This window comes from Symbioplanes lichenis, assembly GCF_030709675.1.
Taxonomy (GTDB): Bacteria; Actinomycetota; Actinomycetes; order Mycobacteriales; family Micromonosporaceae; genus Actinoplanes; species Actinoplanes lichenis.
In genome coordinates this window covers 57,639-74,364 of the sequence record NZ_JAUZQD010000008.1, presented here as the reverse complement: position 1 = coordinate 74,364, position 16,726 = coordinate 57,639, and the positions used below count along the sequence as shown (strand labels likewise).

Annotated in this window: 18 protein-coding genes; 6 read left to right on the top strand and 12 right to left on the bottom strand. The window is 72.0% G+C overall.

Annotation, left to right across the window (positions count from 1 at the left end):
- Positions 1–36: 36 nt before the first annotated feature.
- Genes RAN62_RS20310 through RAN62_RS20300 form a run of 3 tightly spaced genes read right to left on the bottom strand, consistent with a single transcriptional unit; the run spans position 37 to position 2,235 of the window.
- The gene (locus RAN62_RS20310; protein ID WP_305786272.1) at positions 37–510 is read right to left on the bottom strand and encodes a hypothetical protein; all 474 of its coding nucleotides are present in this window, start codon (positions 508–510) and stop codon (positions 37–39) included.
- Entirely contained in the window at positions 507–1,718 is a 1,212-nt protein-coding gene (locus RAN62_RS20305) for an MFS transporter (protein WP_305786271.1), read from the bottom strand. The genes RAN62_RS20310 and RAN62_RS20305 overlap by 4 nt, the downstream gene beginning before the upstream one ends.
- A 40-nt stretch (positions 1,719–1,758) precedes the next feature.
- Positions 1,759–2,235 carry a MarR family winged helix-turn-helix transcriptional regulator gene (locus RAN62_RS20300; RefSeq protein WP_305786270.1) on the bottom strand — a complete coding sequence of 159 codons (477 nt, stop codon included), beginning with the start codon at positions 2,233–2,235 and terminating at the stop codon, positions 1,759–1,761.
- Between the two features lie 87 nt (positions 2,236–2,322).
- Here RAN62_RS20300 and RAN62_RS20295 point away from each other — a divergent pair, with 87 nt between their 5' ends.
- Positions 2,323–2,886, top strand: a complete 564-nt coding sequence (locus RAN62_RS20295; RefSeq protein ID WP_305786269.1) for a hypothetical protein — start codon at positions 2,323–2,325, stop codon at positions 2,884–2,886.
- Between the two features lie 159 nt (positions 2,887–3,045).
- On the opposite strand, the gene RAN62_RS20290 is transcribed toward RAN62_RS20295, so the two are convergent.
- The 4 genes from RAN62_RS20290 to metF form a co-directional block, all read right to left on the bottom strand.
- Complete coding sequence (locus RAN62_RS20290; protein WP_305786268.1) at positions 3,046–3,357, bottom strand: cupin domain-containing protein; 312 nt, start codon at positions 3,355–3,357, stop codon at positions 3,046–3,048.
- A gap of 1,184 nt (positions 3,358–4,541) precedes the next feature.
- On the bottom strand, positions 4,542–4,985 hold the full coding sequence (locus tag RAN62_RS20285) for an HNH endonuclease (protein ID WP_305786267.1): 444 nt from the start codon (positions 4,983–4,985) through the stop codon (positions 4,542–4,544).
- Positions 4,986–5,103: 118 nt separating this feature from the next.
- Positions 5,104–5,757, bottom strand: a complete 654-nt coding sequence (locus RAN62_RS20280; RefSeq protein WP_438874530.1) for a CDP-alcohol phosphatidyltransferase family protein — start codon at positions 5,755–5,757, stop codon at positions 5,104–5,106.
- The gene (gene metF / locus RAN62_RS20275) at positions 5,739–6,638 is read right to left on the bottom strand and encodes a methylenetetrahydrofolate reductase [NAD(P)H] (protein WP_305786265.1); all 900 of its coding nucleotides are present in this window, start codon (positions 6,636–6,638) and stop codon (positions 5,739–5,741) included. Before metF ends, RAN62_RS20280 begins: the two co-directional genes overlap by 19 nt.
- 30 nt (positions 6,639–6,668) lie before the next feature.
- Between metF and RAN62_RS20270 the strand changes: the two genes are divergently transcribed.
- On the top strand, positions 6,669–7,727 hold the full coding sequence (locus RAN62_RS20270) for a polyprenyl synthetase family protein (RefSeq protein ID WP_305786264.1): 1,059 nt from the start codon (positions 6,669–6,671) through the stop codon (positions 7,725–7,727).
- Here the strand turns inward: RAN62_RS20270 and RAN62_RS20265 are convergent.
- Genes RAN62_RS20265 through RAN62_RS20255 form a run of 3 tightly spaced genes read right to left on the bottom strand, consistent with a single transcriptional unit; the run spans position 7,608 to position 8,731 of the window.
- Positions 7,608–8,060, bottom strand: a complete 453-nt coding sequence (locus RAN62_RS20265) for a lycopene cyclase domain-containing protein (RefSeq protein WP_305786263.1) — start codon at positions 8,058–8,060, stop codon at positions 7,608–7,610. The genes RAN62_RS20270 and RAN62_RS20265 overlap by 120 nt on opposite strands.
- Positions 8,057–8,380: a lycopene cyclase domain-containing protein gene (locus tag RAN62_RS20260; RefSeq protein WP_305786262.1), complete on the bottom strand. Its 324-nt coding sequence runs from the start codon at positions 8,378–8,380 to the stop codon at positions 8,057–8,059. Before RAN62_RS20260 ends, RAN62_RS20265 begins: the two co-directional genes overlap by 4 nt.
- Positions 8,381–8,731 carry an Rv2175c family DNA-binding protein gene (locus RAN62_RS20255; RefSeq protein ID WP_305786261.1) on the bottom strand — a complete coding sequence of 117 codons (351 nt, stop codon included), beginning with the start codon at positions 8,729–8,731 and terminating at the stop codon, positions 8,381–8,383.
- A gap of 80 nt (positions 8,732–8,811) precedes the next feature.
- Between RAN62_RS20255 and RAN62_RS20250 the strand changes: the two genes are divergently transcribed.
- The 4 genes from RAN62_RS20250 (at position 8,812) to RAN62_RS20235 (ending at position 14,165) form a co-directional block, all read left to right on the top strand.
- A complete protein-coding gene (locus RAN62_RS20250) occupies positions 8,812–9,597 on the top strand; it encodes a hypothetical protein (RefSeq protein ID WP_305786260.1) in 786 nt (261 codons plus the stop codon).
- A 144-nt stretch (positions 9,598–9,741) separates the two neighbouring features.
- Complete coding sequence (locus RAN62_RS20245; RefSeq protein ID WP_305786259.1) at positions 9,742–11,706, top strand: Stk1 family PASTA domain-containing Ser/Thr kinase; 1,965 nt, start codon at positions 9,742–9,744, stop codon at positions 11,704–11,706.
- Positions 11,697–12,560, top strand: coding sequence for a deoxyribonuclease IV (locus tag RAN62_RS20240; protein WP_305786258.1), 864 nt, complete (start codon positions 11,697–11,699; stop codon positions 12,558–12,560). Before RAN62_RS20245 ends, RAN62_RS20240 begins: the two co-directional genes overlap by 10 nt.
- Positions 12,561–13,796: 1,236 nt before the next feature.
- The gene (locus RAN62_RS20235) at positions 13,797–14,165 is read left to right on the top strand and encodes a cupin domain-containing protein (RefSeq protein WP_305786257.1); all 369 of its coding nucleotides are present in this window, start codon (positions 13,797–13,799) and stop codon (positions 14,163–14,165) included.
- Positions 14,166–14,659: 494 nt separating this feature from the next.
- Here RAN62_RS20235 and RAN62_RS20230 read toward each other — a convergent pair whose 3' ends face one another.
- Both RAN62_RS20230 and RAN62_RS20225 read right to left on the bottom strand, forming a co-directional pair.
- Entirely contained in the window at positions 14,660–15,604 is a 945-nt protein-coding gene (locus RAN62_RS20230; RefSeq protein WP_305786256.1) for a LacI family DNA-binding transcriptional regulator, read from the bottom strand.
- Positions 15,605–15,872: 268 nt separating this feature from the next.
- Positions 15,873–16,712: a MerR family transcriptional regulator gene (locus RAN62_RS20225; RefSeq protein ID WP_305786255.1), complete on the bottom strand. Its 840-nt coding sequence runs from the start codon at positions 16,710–16,712 to the stop codon at positions 15,873–15,875.
- Positions 16,713–16,726: the final 14 nt, after the last annotated feature.

The following is a 16,726-nucleotide window of genomic DNA, read 5'->3' as shown; positions in this document are numbered from 1 at the left end:
CCATCGTCAGGAGTTGAGTCCCAGCGAGGCAACCTGTCAATCGCTCATTGACAGGGCGGCCTGCACCTTGCGGTGAGCGAGCCGCACATACCCGGGGATCGTCGCTCCCCGCAGGTCGTCGGCAGCCTGGCTGGCCAGCGCAAACAGCCCGCCGGGCGGGGCGTCCAGCGCGGTCGCGACGGTCGTGCGGGCGAGAGCGGCCCGCGGGAAGCGACCGGTCCAGCCCCGGTCGGCGGCGATGGCCCGGTGCAGGTCGGCGACGGCCTGCCGCAGGACGACGATGCTGTACGCGTACCGCCGATCGAGGTCGTGCCGGCGCGCCCGAGCCGCGCCGACGAGCCGCTGTCTGCGCTGCTCGGCGGCCTGCCGGCTGGCCAGCCCGAGCGCCGCGGCGACCTGCGCCCAGGTGGCGCCGGCCTGCCGGGCGCGGTCGATCAGCTCCAGCTCCCGCTCGTCGAGCCGGGCCCGGGCCGGACCGATCTCGGCAAGCTGATCGAGGTCCGGTGTCACCGTGTCAACGCTACGTTGACCTCCTCCCGAGCACCAGGCCGCCGGACAAGCGACGTCAGCGCGAGCGCGCCGAGCACGAAGCCCGCCGCCACCAGAAAAGCCCACGAGTAGCCGTACCCTCCGCTCCCGGTGACCCGGGCGGCGACCAGGGCGAGCACGGCCACGCCGGCGGCGCCGCCCGCCTGCTGCGCCGTGTTGGCCAGCCCGGAGACGAAGCCGGTGGCGGCCGGGGCGACATCCCGCATCACCAGCATGATGATCGCCGGGATGACCACGCCGACGCCGAGACCCATGACGACGAGCGGGGGCAGGACGTCGGTGGCGTACGTGGCGGTGGCCGGCATCCGCGCGAGCAGCAGCAGACCGGCGACCATCAGGCCCAGGCCGGCTCCCAGAACGGCGCGCAGGCCGAACCGGGCGGTGACGCGCGGCGCGACGAAGAGCGACACCAGGCCGATGACGACCGGCGTGGGCAGGAAGGCGATGCCGGTCGTGACCGGATCCAGGCCGAGGACGCGCTGGAGGTAGAGGGCGTTGATGTACTGGAAGCCCATGCCCGTACCGAAGATCAGCATGGTGGCGGCGAGGGCGACCCACAGGTGCCGGCTGCGGAGGACCATTTTCCCGGTACGCACTCCCGCGCCCGCCTCGCGCGGCACGACGCGCAGCCCGGCCCCCAGCGCCAGCGCGCCGATCGGGACATTGATCAGGAAGATCCAGGGCCAGCCGGCCGTGTCCGTGACGACGCCACCGGCGACGAACCCGAGCGCCGCGCCCCCGGCCTGCGTGAAGCTGTAGAGCCCGAGCGCCCGCGCCTGCCCGCGCGCCTCAGGATAGAGCCGCACGATCATCCCGAAGATCACCGCCGACGCGAGCCCGCCGCCGGCGCCCTGCACGAGGCGCCCGCCGACCAGCCAGCCCGCGCCCGGCGCCAGCCCGCACACCAGGCTGGCCACGGTGAACACCAGCAGCCCGGCCAGCAGCACTTGTCGCGCGCCGATCCGGTCGCCGAGGCGCCCGGCCGGGAGTAGCACCACGCCGAAGCCGATCAGATAGCCGTTGACGACCCACGACAGGCCGGCGTCGGAGAAGCCGAGATCGCCCTGGATGGCGGGCAGGGCGATGGCCACGATCGTGCTGTCCAGCACGATCATGAGCGCGGTCAGGCACAGAACCGCCAGCGCGGCGGCACGACGAGAGGGGTCCATACATCGGACCCTAACAGATTGTTCGGAAGCGGACTATCTTCTAACGGACGACTTGCCGCGCCCGCCGCACGGCCTTCGGCCCGGCCTCCCGGTTGTCGTCGACAAGCTGAGCCAGCGCCCGTACGAACACCGCGCGCACGTCGTCCGGCAGCCCGGCCAGCGCCTCCACGTGCACCCGGTCGACCACTTCCTGCCCCTGCTCGGCCGCCCGCCGCCCCGCCTCGGTGACCGCGATGATCCGCGCCCGCCGATCCGTCCGCGACGGCTGCCGGGTGGCGAACCCCCGGCGCTCGAGCTCGTCCACCACCCCGACCATCGTGGTCTTGTCGAGATCAGCCAGCGCCGCCAGCTGAATCTGCGTCCGCTCCTCCTCGAGCGCATGAACCAGCACACACTGCATCTTCTCGGTGAGCCCGACCTCGATGAGCGCCGCGTTCAGCCGGCTGGACAGCGCATGCCCCGCCGAGTTGAGCAGGCCGGTGACGTCGCGGGCGGTGCGCTCAGGTGCGGAACTCATGCCCCCACGGTAACCCTTTGAGCGGTCGCTCAAATCACTGCTAGGCTCAGTTTGAGCGATCGCTCAAATGCTCGTCTAGGAGAACCCATGCTCAAGCAGTCCACCGTCTTCGTCGCCACGGCGCTGGCCGCCGGCATCATCGGCGGCATGGTCACGGCCTGTCTGGTCGTCCTGCTCGAACCGCCCGTCCCCCGCGGCCCGGCCGTGCTCGCGGTCGCCCTCCCGCTGCTGATCGTGACCCTGATCGCCTGGCGCCTCGCCGGCCGGACCCACCCCGCCGGCCGCTGGCTGACCGCAACGGCAGCCGCCGCCGTCGCCCTCTTCGCAGCGGTCGCGGGCCTTCCCCGCATCGGCGAGTTCACCGCCGACATCCCCCACAACACCGGCGTCCTGCTCCTGATCCTGATCTACGGCGCCGCCGCCGGCACCCTCCCCGCCGCCGCCGTGATCCTCATCGGCCTACCGGCGCTCCTCCTGCTCCCCCGCTCCTACGCCCCAGCCACCGTGACAACACTCGCCATGGCAGTGACGGCGGCCTACGCCCTGTGGCTGAGCGCCAACCTGCACACCGCTCTCGTCACCGGCCTGTCCACCGCCCTCGCCGGAGCCGCCGTCACCCTGACCGCCCGCTGGTGGAGCCCCGAGCCCTGACACTCGCCCTGATCCAATCTCATCTGCTCTCGCCTGCCCGATTTCCGCCGTCGGCCCGGCCTGGCATTGCCGTCGGCCCAGCACCGCAACGCCGTGCGCAGCGACGACAAGGCCGGGGGCGTGAGTTTTCAGCCCTCGGCGACAAGTGACCGGCCGGAGTCACATCAGCGAGTCGTCGTAGGCAGCCGTCAGCGCCCCGCCCGCATCTCCCGTGTTGACCACGCCGGCCGGCTCGACGAGAAGCGCATGAACCTCTCCGTCGGCGACCGGGCAGTGCTCGACGCCCCGCGGCACGACGAACAGCTGACCGGGACGCAAGACCACGTCGCCGTCACGCAGCTGAATGGTGAGCTCCCCGTGGACCACGAGAAACAACTCGTCGGTGTCCTCACGCCAATATGCCATCGGCAGCCGCCCCCGAAGAGACATGCAGCCGTCGCCATGACCCGTCTCGCGGATGTCGACCAACACCCGACGACATCTTCGCCGCCTGACATGGACCCGGGTACATGACAGCGGGCCACGGGGCCGAACCTCGCGACTCGGCTGAATGGAGCGCGCAATTCGTCATGCGAGGCAGGACCGAAGCAGTCTCACTCATCTCGGTGGACCCGATCAGCATTCGCATGCCGCGATCTGAGCTGCCGCGCGTAAGGGCCGATCGCGCCGACAAGCCCAGCAAAAGCGCCGACAGCCGTCGCGCGGAAACCGCCGGCGCCGACCGGCCCTCGCGCGGGAGCGTCCGGCCTCCATGCGGAAGTCGCCGGCGGCTGACCAGGAACGCCCAGCCGACGAGCAGAAGTCGCTGACGGTCAGCCAGGAACGGCCAGCCTTCAAACGGAGCTCGCTGGCGGTCAGACAGGAGCGGCCGGCCTTCAAGCGGAAGCTGTCGGCGATGAGGCGGAAGCGGCCTGGCGGAGGCGGGTGCGACCGGTGGTGGCGGGGTCAGCCCTGGGTGCACAGGCCGAGCTGACGGTGCAGCCGCCCGTTCCGTAGTCGAGGTCAGCGGCGCCGCCGGCTGTGGCACCGGAGCGGGTCGCACGGGACTCGAGCCAGGCCGGCTCGACCGCGAAGCCGAACTGGACAGCACAGCGACCTGCAGCGCGGCCGAGGCACCCGGCGCCACGGACCCCGGCGCAGTCGCGGTGAGTGGTGCGGGAGACGGCGAGGAGGTGGGAGTGTGCCGCCCGGCGGGCTGCGGCGCGGGGGGCCGGCTCGGGGGACGCGCCGGCATGGCAGGCAACACTCCGCTGGAACCGCTTGCGCCGGGCGCCCAGCAGCCCTCCCCGCGAGCCCGCAGCCCAGCCAGCCGCCGGGTGTGCAGCCGAAACTTGCCCCAGTCACGCCGCACCTGGTGCTCAGCCCGGATTTGCTCACGCTCCGGGCGCCAGCGCCGCAACCGGGTGCGATCACGCATCCCGGCCACCTGCGCCCGGCTGAACAAACCCAGCTGTCCCATGCCGAAAATTGTCCTCCGGCCCGCCCCGCCATGTCGCATTGAAATGATGATCCGGAATGAAAGTAATCACCGTCACCACGCCACCCCGAATTGTCGATGAAATGCAATGGGGTGGCGCAAACAAGCGTACGGCGACAGGTGGGCAGAGGGATGACGGCCGGCGGGCCCCCGTGGTGCTGCACCCGCCGGCCGCCGATCAGAGCGCCGCGGCCTCGGCCCAGCTCGGCGCGGCCGGGCGGAAGCGGAGCGGCATGCGTGCCTCCTCCGGCGTCCGGTCGCCCTTGCGCTGGTTGCAGCGGCCGCACGCGGCGACGGTGTTCGTCCAGCTGTTGGCGCCGCCCCGGGAGCGGGGCAGGACGTGGTCGATGGTGGAGGCCGGCTTGCCGCAGAAGGCGCAGCGGCGGCCGTCGCGGGTGAGGACGCCGGCGCGGGACCAGGCCGGGCCGTGGCTGTGCCGCCAGCGGGTGACGACATAGCTGACCAGGCGGATGATCGTCGGGACCGGGAAGACGCCGATGCGATCGTCGGGCCGGGCCTCCTCGACCACGGCGACCTCGCGGAACAGCATGCGGATGGCGTGCCGGACGCTGACCCGGTGCAGCGGCCCGGAATCGGCGTTGAGAACGAGGACCACGCTCATGACGGATCACCTCCCTTGTTGACCGGCGCGACGGCACGCGCGCAGCACGGAAGGAGGGATCCTCAGCAGTCCCGGCGCGGCGTCACGGGACAAAAGGTAGGACGCACGGCGGGATGGATCAACGGATTAACGCGCGCCGGACGGCGTACACCAGCTGGGCGAAGCCCACGACGCCCAGCGTGAGCCAGGCGATCACCGCGACCAGGACGATGGTCGCGGACCAGGGGGTGAGGACGGCCGCGATCACCAGGCCGCTGATGGCGACCGAGACGCGGGTGGGGCGTTCGCCCACCGTGACCATGCCGATCTCGGTCATGCCGCTCGCCGTCGCGCGGGCGCGCAGGTACTCGTGCAGCCAGCTGATCGCGAGGGCCGCCACGACGAGCGGGCCGGGGACGCCGGCCGCCCAGAAGGCGGCGAGCCACGCGAGCTCACCGAGCCGGTCGGCGACGGAGTCGTAGACGTAGCCGAAGCGGGTGACCCGGCCGGTGACCACGGCGGTCGCGCCGTCCAGGGTGTCGGCGAAGGCGGCGAGCAGCACGAGCACGGCGGCCGCGGGCAGGGGCACGAAGGGGACCAGCGCGCAGAGGGCCAGGCCGAGCGTCGTGACTCCGGACGGGCCGATGCCGAGGCGACCGGCGAGGCTGCCGCCGCGCCAGGCGAGCCGGACCCAGCCGCGGACCACCGGCGACGCCGTGCGCGGGTCGAAGCCACCGTGGAGCGCCGACCAGGCGTCCGCGTACTGATCCCAGGTCACCGGAGCTTCTGCCAGACCTCTCGGGTGGCGGTGGAGCGGTTCATGGTGATGAAGTGCAGCCCCGGCACGCCCTCGTCGAGCAGGCGGCGGCACATCTCGGCGCACAACTCCAGGCCCAGCTCGCGTACGGCGGCGGGGTCGTCCGCGATCCGCTCGAAGCGCGCGCGGAGGCCGGCCGGGAACGGCGCCCCCGAGAGCTGAGCCGCCCGCTCGATCGTGCCCATCCGCAGCACCGGCATCACGCCCGGCACGACGGGGGTGTCGCAGCCGGCCGCCGTCACCCGGTCGCGCAGCCGCAGATAATTGTCCGCCTCGAAGAACATCTGCGTGATGGCGAAGTCGGCGCCCGCCCGGCACTTGCGGACGAAGTGCCGCGTGTCGCTGTCGACGTCACCCGAGCGGGGATGCTTGTACGGGAACGCGGCCACCCCCACGCTGAAGTCGCCCGACTCCTTGAGCAGCCGGACGAGGTCCTCGGCGTAGAGCACCCCCTCGGGATGCCGCACCCACTCGCCCGTGGGATCGCCCGGCGGGTCGCCCCGGACGGCGAGCACGTTGCGGATGCCCGCGCCGGCCAGGCGGCCGATGACGTGGCGCAGCTCGGCGACGGAGTGGTTCACCGCGGTGAGATGGGCCATGGGCAGCAGCGTCGTCTCGCCGGCCACGCGCTCGGTCACGTCGACGGTGGTGTCGCGGGTGCTGCCGCCGGCCCCGTACGTGATGGAGACGAAGTCGGGCCGCAGCGGCTCGAGCTCGCGGATCGTCTGCCAGAGCAGCTGCTCGGCCTCGGGGGTCTTCGGCGGCATGAACTCGAACGAGAACGTCGGCCCCGGTCCTCGCACCAGGTCACCGATCGCCGGGGTCGCCGGCAGCTGGGAGGGGAGACCGAGAGCCACGCGCCCACCCTACCGGCTAGGTTGGGCGGCGTGACCTCCCTGCTTGACCGTGCCGGCCTGCGTCCCCGCGTCGACAAGGCCCTCTCCGCCTTCCTCGCCGGGCAGCGCACCCGGCTGCTGGCGATCGACGACGACCTGGCCGATGTGGCCGACGCCCTCGAGGCCTTCGTGCTGGGGGGCGGCAAGCGGCTGCGGCCCGCGTTCGCGTACTGGGGCTTCCGCGGGGCCGGCGGGGTGGACAGCGACCAGGTCGTGGCCGCGGTCTCCGCGCTGGAGCTGGTGCAGGCGGCCGCGCTCATCCACGACGACCTGATGGACCGCTCGGACACCCGCCGCGGCGAGCCGTCGGTGCACAAGCGGTTCGCCGCCCGGCACGCGGCGGCGGCCTGGCTGGGTGACGCGGAGGCGTTCGGGGACAAGGCCGCGGTGCTGCTCGGCGATCTGGCGCTGGTCTGGTCGGACGAGCTGCTGCAGGGCGCGGGCGTGGACCTCGAGGCGCTGGTCCGGGCCCGGCCGGTCTTCGACGAGATGCGCACCGAGGTGACCGTCGGGCAATATCTGGACGTGCTCAGCCCGGTCACCGGCGACATGACGGCCGCGCGGGCGAGCAAGGTGGCCCGCTTCAAGTCGGCGAAATACACGGTCGAGCGCCCGCTGCTGCTGGGGGCCGCGCTCGCCGGCGCGCCCCGGGCCGTCTTCGAGGCCTATTCCGGGTACGGGCTGCCGCTCGGCGAGGCGTTCCAGCTCCGTGACGACGTGCTGGGCGTGTTCGGCGACCCCGGCGTGACCGGCAAGCCGGCGGGCGACGACCTGCGCGAGGGCAAGCGGACGTACCTGATCGCGACTGCCTACGAGACGGCCGGCCCCGCGGAGCGCGCCGAGCTGGAGACCGGTCTGGGCAGTCCCGCCCCGGATGTCGCCCGCCTGCGCGAGATCATCACCGCCACGGGCGCGCTCGACCGCACCGAGTCACGGATCGCGGCGCTGACCACCGCCGGGCTCGCCGCCCTCGACGCCGTCGAGCTGGACGCGGAGGCCCGTGACGTGCTGGTCGCCCTGGCCGACGCCGCGACGCGCCGCCAGGTATGACAGCAGCCTGCTCCCCTCACCCGCCCGGGGTGTGCGCTGCACGCCCCGGCGGCCGAGCCACACCCACGTGGAGAGCGTGAGCAGGATCATCGCGAAACCGAAGAACAGGTCTTCGACCGGCGCGTACGCGATCCGCAGCCCGACGATCGCGTCCGGGTCGTAGATCACGATGTGGCGCCCGGTCAGGATGCCGTTCGACAGCAGCTGGAACACGATGATGATCGGGTAGGTCGCCCAGAAGACGGCCTTGGCGACCAGCGCGGTCCGCAGCACGAAGAGGTCCACGAGCACCGCCGCCGGAACCCCGATCAACACCGCCATTGTGTACGTCACTCGTCGTCACCCTTCCCGAGGGACGCCCGGACCGCCTCGAACCCGAGCACCGCGCAGATCGGGACGACCAGGAAGAACAGCACCTCGTCGAGGGGCAGGCCGCCCGGGAACAGCACACCGGTCGTCTGCTCCGGGTCGAAGGTCCAGTGCCCCGCCGCGATCGCGCCCAGGTCCCACAGCACGAAGACCACGGCCACCGGGAGCAGCGTCAGCAGCAGGCGCCGCCAGCGCCGGAACACGTTGACCTTGAAGATCGGCTCCAGCCACCCGGCGCAGACCAGGCAGCCGAGGAGCACGAAGAGGTACGAGAAGTGGCGCACTCAGAAGCCGAGTGCCTGCGCGCGCCGCTTGACCTCGCGGGCCCGGTCGCCGCCCAGCGCCACCGCGCCGCAGCCGTCCAGGGTCTCGTCGGGCTCGTAGAGCCACCCGAGGGCCTCTTCGTCGTTGTACCCGGCGTCGTGGAGCAACGTGAGGACGCCGGGGAGGTGCTTGAGCACGATGCTGTTGGCGACCAGCTCGGACGGCACCACCCGGATGCCGTCGCGCTTGACGGCCAGCAGGTGGCCGTCGCGGATCATCTGGTGCACCTTGCTGATCGACACCTCGAGGCGCTCTGCCACGTCCGGCAGATTGACCCAGCTCGCGGGGCCCTTGGTCACGGAATCGGTCACCCGACCAGCGTGCCACGCCCCCTCCCCGGTGTGAAAACCGAGTTCCCGCTTTTTGCCGTCCGGCAGACAGGAGAGTCGCGATGACCTTGTGGCGGAAGACCCGCACGGAGATGGCCGGCGCCTGGCGCTCCCTGCAGTACGACATGAACCGGCCGGACCCGGCGACCGGCCTGCCCGCCCGGCACGCCGTGCGCGAGGAGGTGACGGCGACCGGCATGAGTACGTTCGGCGGCGTCACCGGGCTGCGGACCGGCCCGGCCCAGGACCGCAACCGGCGCCGCCTCGTGACGGTGACCGCGCTGGGCACGCTGGTGGTCGCCGGGGCGGGCGGCAGCTACCTCGCCGTGACGAGCGGGATGGGCGCGCTGGCCGGGGGCGAGCCGGGCGCTGAGCCGTACCCGCTGGCGGCAGCCGCTCCCGGGGCGGCGCGTTCGAACCAGGGTCTCGGCCGCGGGTCGGCCCCCGAGCTCCCTGTCGCCTCCGCCGAGCCGGGTGCCACGCTGGTGCGGGAGCCGCTCGCCGACACGATTCAGGTGATCCCGAACACAGCTGCGACCACCGCCACGCCGGGTATGACCACCCGCGCCACCGCTCCGCCGCGTACCCGTCCCACCAAGGTGGAGGGGGGCACCACGCCGCCCGCCGGTCCGGAGCCGTGCGACTGTCTCACCCCGCCGGTGCCGACGCCCACCGCGGCGCCGACGCACCAGGCGACCACCCCGCCGGTGCCCACGCCGACCGAGTCCACGAGCGACACCGAGTCGCCGTCCGCCGAGCCGTCGGACGACCCCACTTCGGCCGAGCCGGACGACGGCGAGGGCCGGCGGCACGACGGGCGCCGGGCACGGCACGCACGCCGGGACTGATCCGATTTTTCATGACATAGCCGCCCGCGACGCGCCGGTGTCGCGGGCAATTCACCTGAATCCGCGCCGGTCGCCATACCCGTTCGGTCTCAGCTGTGACATCCTGGTCCGCCGTTCAGGAAAGGGCACATACACTTCACGCCGATGGACACGACAGTCGCCGACGCGTTGATCGGCACGACGATTGACGGGCGCTACCGGATCACCGGGCGCGTCGCCCGTGGTGGCATGGCGACCGTTTACACCGCCGTGGACGACCGCCTCGAGCGCACCGTCGCCCTGAAGATCATCCACCCGTCGCAGGCGACGAACGTGCACTTCGTCGATCGCTTCACCGACGAGGCCAAGACGATCGCCCGGCTGACCCACCCCAACGTGGTCGCCGTCTACGACCAGGGCCGCCACCAGGGCCTGCCCTATCTGGTCATGGAGTACGTGCAGGGCCGCACCCTGCGCGACCTGCTCACCCAGCGCCGCCGGCTCAACCCGGTCGAGGCCCTGGCCATCCTGGAGCAGATGCTCTCCGCGATCGCCGCCGCCCACCGCGCCGGCCTGGTCCACCGCGACGTCAAGCCGGAAAATGTCCTGGTCGCCGAGGCGCCCAGCGGCGGCCTGGGCAACCTGGTCGACAGCGTCGTCAAGGTCGCCGACTTCGGGCTGGCCCGCGCGGTCGAGGCGAGCTCGTCCGACGACACCGGCCAGCTCATGGCCACCGTGGCCTACGTCGCGCCCGAGCTGGTCACCGACGGTCACGCCGACGCGCGCACCGACGTCTACTCGGCCGGCATCGTGCTCTTCGAGATGCTGACCGGCCGGGTGCCCTACGACGGCGGCGAGCCGGTCGACATCGCCTGGCGCCACGTCGACAACGACGTGCCCGCGCCCTCCAGCATCGTCCGCGGCCTGCCCACGGCGCTCGACGACCTGGTCGCCCGGGCCACCCGCCGCGACCCCGGCGCCCGCCCCACCGACGCGGGCGCGCTGCTCGCCGAGGTGCAGGTGGTCCGGGACGACCTCGGCGCGGCGAACGTCGAGACGGCCCTGCTGCGCCAGGTGCCCGCGCGCCCGCCGGCGGCCGACGCCACGGCGCTCGTACCCCAGGTCACCTCGACCTTCCCCGCGGCCGGCGGCAACCGGCCGTCCTGGGCCCGCCTGCCCGACCAGGGTGGCGGCCGCCGCGCGGCCGGCGCCCGGCGCTACGCCGAGCCCGAGCCGCCCGAGCCCACCGGCCGCTTCGGCGACCGGCGCCGCATCCTGATCATCGCGGCGATCGCGGCCATGGTCCTCACGATCGCCGGCAGCACCTGGTGGCTCACCGCCGGGCGCTTCACCAAGGCGCCGCAGCTGGTCAACGCCACCCAGACGCTGGCCGAGCAGACCGCCAAGGCCCAGGGCTTCGGCATCGTGCTCGGGCAGGGCCGCTACAGCGAAGAGGTCCCCAAGGACGTCGTGCTGGAGCAGCAGCCGCCGGCCGAGGAGAAGATCGCCAAGGGCGGCACGATCACGCTGATCCTCTCGCTGGGCCCGGAGCGCTACCCCGTGCCCGACGTCATCGAGAAGGAAAAGGCCCTGGCCAAGGGCGACATCGAGGGCGCCAAGCTGGTCTACAAGGAGGGCACCCCGAAATACAGCGACGACGTGGCCGAGGGCGCCGTCATCTCCACCGACCCCAAGGCGGGCACGGAGGCGAAGCCGGGCGACACCGTCACCGTCGTGCTGAGCAAGGGCAAGGCGCCGATCAGCGTGCCCGACGTCAAGGGCAAGAACATCAACGACGCCCGCGCCGAGCTGCAGGGCCAAGGCCTCCAGGTGGTCGAGCAGGTCAAGGACAGCGACGAGCCGGCCGGCACGGTGCTGGGCCAGACGCCCGCTCCGGGCACCGGCGTCGAGAAGGACACCGAGATCAAGCTCGAGGTCAGCAAGGGCCCGCCATTCGTCACCGTGCCCGACCTCACCGGGCAGAACTGCCAGCAGGCGGCCCAGACGCTGCAGGGCATGAACCTGCGGGTGCGCCTCCAGTTCAACCAGAACGGCAACGTGTTCCAGCAGAACCCGGGCGGCAACAGCCAGGTGGCGCCCCAGACCGAGGTAGTGCTGAATTGCCTGTGACCCGCCGGATCGGATCGCACACCAAGACCTCCGGCGGCCTGGCCAAGGCGGCGCTCCCCTATGCGGACGCCGCCGGCTCGGAGGCGGTGCAGGTCTACGTCTCCAACTCCCGCGGCTGGGCCCTGCCCCCGGGCGACCCCAAGCAGGACACCCTGTTCCGCGACGGGTGCGGCGAACGCGGGCTGCCCGCCTACATCCACGCGTCGCTGCTCGTGAACCTGGGCTCGCCCACGGAGCAGACAGTCGACCGCTCGGTGGAGACGCTGTCGCACGCGTTGCGCCGCGGCCAGGCCATCGGGGCGACCGCGGTGGTCTATCACGCGGGCAGCTCGGTGGACCCGGCCCACGACGACAAGGCGATGCACCAGCTCCGTGAGGCGCTCCTCCCGCTGCTCGACGTCGCTTCCTCGGAGGGTCTGCCGAAGCTGCTCGTGGAGCCGAGCGCGGGCGGCGGCCGGAGCCTGGCGTCGAAGGTCGAGGATCTCGGCCCGTACCTCGCGGCGGTCGAGAACCACCCGTGGCTGGGCGTCTGCTTCGACACGTGCCACGCGTGGGCGGCCGGGCACGACCTGGCCACCCCGGGCGGCATGACAGCCACGATCGACTCCCTGATCGCCACCGTCGGCCGCGAAAAGCTGATGCTGATCCACGCCAACGACTCCAAGGACGCCTGCGGCTCCACCCGCGACCGCCACGAAACCATCGGCGCCGGCACGATCGGCGCGGCCCCCTTCGCCGAGCTGCTGACCCACCCCGCCACCGCCGGCGTCCCGATCATCGTCGAAACGCCGACGAAGGAGCACGAGGGCCACGCGGCCGACATCGCCTTGCTGAAGGGCCTGCGCGACCTCTGACGCACCCGTCGTCCCTCCGCCCGCCTTGGTCACCGTCCTTCCGCCCGCCCTTGTCACCGTCTCGGCGCGCGCCTCTGTCACCATCCCTCTGCCCGCCCTTGTCACCGTCCGGCGTCTGTCTGTTTCACCGTCTCGGCGTCCGTTTCTGCCGCCTCAGCGGCAATACGCTCCGCGCTTCCTCGCTCTTTGCTTGTATCACTCACATGCATTCGTAAGCCAATTCGGAGTGGCATGGTGACGGTGGTTAATTCCACGCCGGATCGTCATTTCGATGCGACATTCGGCATCGGGCGGGAGGACAATTTTCGGCATGGGACAGCTGGGATTGTTCAGCCGGGCGCAGGTGACCGGGATGCGTGATCGCACCCGCTCGCGGCGCTGGTGCCCGGAGCGCGAGCAGTTTCGGCGCGAGCACAAGGTGCGGCGCGACTGGGGCAAGTTTCGCCTGCACACCCGGCGGCTGGCTGAGCTGCGGGCTCGCCGGGAGGGCTTCTGGGCGCCCGGCGCGAGTGGTCCCGGCGGAGTGCTGCCAGCCATGCCGGTGCGCCCCCGATCCCGGCCGGCCTCCGCGCCGCAGCCCACCGCACGGCACGCTCCAGCCGCCTCATTACCTTCCGCAACGCAGCCCAGCGCGCCCGTTGCGCCGGCCACGCCGCAGCCGGTCGCGTCAGTCATCCCGGCCGCCATCCCGGCCGCGCCGCAGCCCGTGGCGCCGGTTGCCCCGACCGCGCCGCAGCCGGTCGCGTCAGTCATCCCGGCCGCCATCCCGGCCGCGCCGCAGCCCGTGGCGCCGGTTGGCCCGACCGCGCCGCAGCCCGCAGTTCTGCCCGGTCCAGCCCTGCCGCAGTCGGTCCGTCCTGCCCCGAGTCCCACGCGACCCGCTCCGGCGCCAGAGCCGGCGGCGCCGCTCACCTCGACTCCGAAACGAGCGGCTGCCCCACCAGCTCAGCCTGCGCGCCCGGAGCTGACCCCGCCACCACCACCGGTCGCTACCGCCTCCATCAGGCCGCTTCCGCGCGAGGGCCTGCCGCTCCCGCCTCACCGCGCGCGATCTCCGCACGGAGGCCGACCGCTCACGCCCACCCGCCGGCGACCTCCGCACGGAGGGCGAACGCCCACGCCCGCCCGCCGGCCACCTCGGCGCGAGGGTCGGCCGTTTCCGCTTTGGCGTCGACGGCTTCCGCACGACGGGTGTCGATCTCCCTAAGTGCAGCTGCCGATGGCATATTGGCGGGTATGGCTCGTGACGTTGTCGACATCGCCGTGAAGTTGTCCCATGTGTCGCGGTACTGGTCGCCTGCAGTGGTGGCGCGGCTCAACGATTACGAGGTCAAGGTCGTCAAGGTGCAGGGGGAGTTCGTCTGGCACACCCATGAGGACACCGACGAGCTGTTTCTGGTGGTCCACGGGGAGCTGACCATCCAGCTGCGTGACGGCGACGTGGTCCTGCGTCCCGGTCAGCTCTTCGTCGTACCCCGGGGCGTCGAGCACTGCCCGGTCGCCGACGGAGAGGTTCACGCGGTTCTCATCGAGCCGACCGGCGTGATCAACACGGGAGATGCGGACGGGGAGCTGACGGCCGCCTACGACGACTCGCTGATGTGATTCCGCCCGGGTCCTTGTCGCCGAGGGCCGGCAAGTCACGCCCCTCCGCCCCCGCCGGGGGCGCGCTCGCCATCGAGGCCGAACTCTCCCGGGTCGACGAAGCCACCCGCAGCCGTCAGCGTCGCTCAGCTCAACTTCGGAACGGGCGGCCGCACCACCAGCTCGGCCCGGCGCACTACCGCCGATCGGCCCACGAGAATGGATTGAGGCGCATTACGCGCGCGGATGACGAGCGCCTTTCCCGCGAGGCTCGCCAGGAAAAACAGCGGCGGTTTCGATAACTGCGCGGCACGGGCACAGCGCGACCCGCACAATGCGGAGCATGGCCAATGCGAAGCGCAGCATTCCGTCGGTCGCGGCGATGGACTTCTGCGGCCGACTCGGCGATCTTCAAGGACCGCCGTGATGGGCGATTGAACGGCCGCGGGCGTGGCGCACCTCGCCTACGGACCGAGCAGTCGGCATCCGACGCTCAGTGCCCGCGAGGACGGGCCTTAGCTGCTGCCCTTCACCTCGAGCGTCGTCTCGAGGATGATCCGGTCGGCCGGAGTGCCGGCCAGCAGACGCTCGGCCTGCTCGACGGCCAGTTCGCCCATCCGGCGTTTGTCGATGGCGACGCTGGTCAGGGGTGGTTCGAGGAGGTCGCCGATGGTCAGGCCGTCGAAGCCCACGAAGGCGCAGTCCTCCGGTACGCGCAGGCCGAGGCGGCGGGCGGCCCGCTGGGCGCCGACGGCGATGACGTCGTTGTAGGCCAGCACGGCGGTCACGTCGGGGTGCACGGCGCGGAGTCGCTCGAAGGCCGTTCCGCCGTCCGGGTCGACCGACTCGGTGTCGATGACCCAGCCGGCGTCGATCGGCAGGGTGCGCTCCCTCGCGTACTCGAGGAAGGGCTCGCGCCTCCCCCAGGGTGACGGCAGGTCGAGCATGCCGATCCGGCGGTGGCCGCGATCGATCAGGTGGTCGAGCGCCTGCCGCACGCCGCCCTCCGCGTCGACGTCGATGTCGGCGCCCTCGCGGCCGATGACGACCAGGGGCAGGCCGTCCTCCGGTGCGGGTCCCATCAGATAACCGATCAGTACGTCGACCTGGTTGGCCAGCGACCTGACGGCGGCCGCCTCGCGGCGTTCGTCGTTCTCGCTGCTGGCCACGACGACCTGCCAGCCTCGTTCGTCCGCCGCGGCGAGCACGCCGGCGATCAGCTCGGGGAAGAACGGGTTCACGACCTCGCGCACCAGCAGTCCGACGGTGATCGTGCCGGAGCTCACGAGGCCCCGGGCGAAGCGGCTCGGCCGATAGCGCAGCTCCCGCGCGACCTCGAGCACCCGCCGGCGCGTCTCGGGGTCGATCTCGCCCTTGTCGTTGATCGCCCGCGAGACGGTCTGGTGCGACACGCCTGCCGCCCGGGCGACGTCCTTGAGCGTGACCTGCCGTTTCTCCACGATGTGCGCAGCTTAGCGCCCACGGCCTTGACCTCCCCGCCGGAGGCCCGTTAGCGTTCACGTTAACGTTAACGGCTCATCCGAGGAGATGCCATGGAACCGATTGCCTGGCTGGTGGCCACCCGCCGGAGCCGGCGGGAGAACGAGTCGGCGCTGCCCCGCGCCCCGATCCGCGAGGACCGGAGGCGGTGGCCGCGCCGACGCTCGTGAAAAGCGCCTCAGGAGACTCGCGAAACAAGCGCCTCAGGAGACTCGTGAGAAGAGCGCCTCAGGCGAGCGGGATCTGCAGCTCGGTGACCCACTTGTCGAACTCGCCCGGCGGGCAGTCGAGATAGACCTCCCGCGCGAAACCGGGCTCGGCCGCCCGGCGCCCGTTGTCGTCGATCCACGTGGCGATCTTCTGGCCGGTCCGGAAGGCCTCGGCCATCGACCCGTGGTGCAGCGCGGTCGCCGCCTGCTCGATCGGCGGCAGCGTGACGACCTCGAAGCCGGCGTCCGGGCCGACCTCGGCCGATCCGATCGGGAAGGCGGCGTGCACGGTGATCGTCTCGTCGCCGGGCTCGGCGGGCGCGGGCTCGTACCAGGCGAGCGGCGCGCCCGTCATCGCCACCGCGTGCTTCTCCAGGAGCTCCATGAGCCGCGGATAGAGCGGGCTCAGGTTCTCGGTGATCGACGTCGGATGGTCGTAGCCCGCCGCGGTGGCGGACAGCTGCGCGACCCGCAGCGCGGGAACGCTCTTGAGGACGACATCTCCGGTGTCCATGTGCCCCTCACTCTCGATCATGCGGAGGCGCGTGTCGACCTGGGCCAGCCGGGCGGTGTCCTGGCGCATGCGCGCGGCCAGCTCGGCCCGGCGCAGGCGCAGCATCCCCCGCAGCTCGGCCACGTCCACCTTCTCGTCGAGCAGCGCCTGCACCTGCTGCAGGCTGAAGCCCAGATCCTTGAGGGCGGTCACCCGGTTGAGCACCCGGAGCTGCGCGGCGCTGTAGTAGCGGTAGCCGCTGCGGGGATCGACGTGGGCGGGACGCAACAGGCCGATGGCGTCGTAGTGACGCAGCATGCGCACCGACACCCGGCCCAGGCCGGCGAACTCTCCGATACTGAACATGGTGCGTTCAGCCT

Excerpts from the sequence above, each read along its gene's own strand:
- RAN62_RS20225 (WP_305786255.1), bottom strand. The coding sequence starts at position 16,712 with ATGTTCAGTATCGGAGAGTTCGCCGGCCTGGGCCGGGTGTCGGTGCGC.
- RAN62_RS20235 (WP_305786257.1), top strand. The coding sequence starts at position 13,797 with ATGGCTCGTGACGTTGTCGACATCGCCGTGAAGTTGTCCCATGTGTCG.
- RAN62_RS20295 (WP_305786269.1), top strand. The coding sequence starts at position 2,323 with ATGCTCAAGCAGTCCACCGTCTTCGTCGCCACGGCGCTGGCCGCCGGC.
- RAN62_RS20300 (WP_305786270.1), bottom strand. The coding sequence starts at position 2,235 with ATGAGTTCCGCACCTGAGCGCACCGCCCGCGACGTCACCGGCCTGCTC.
- RAN62_RS20305 (WP_305786271.1), bottom strand. The coding sequence starts at position 1,718 with ATGGACCCCTCTCGTCGTGCCGCCGCGCTGGCGGTTCTGTGCCTGACC.
- RAN62_RS20245 (WP_305786259.1), top strand. The coding sequence starts at position 9,742 with ATGGACACGACAGTCGCCGACGCGTTGATCGGCACGACGATTGACGGG.
- RAN62_RS20250 (WP_305786260.1), top strand. The coding sequence starts at position 8,812 with ATGACCTTGTGGCGGAAGACCCGCACGGAGATGGCCGGCGCCTGGCGC.
- RAN62_RS20285 (WP_305786267.1), bottom strand. The coding sequence starts at position 4,985 with ATGAGCGTGGTCCTCGTTCTCAACGCCGATTCCGGGCCGCTGCACCGG.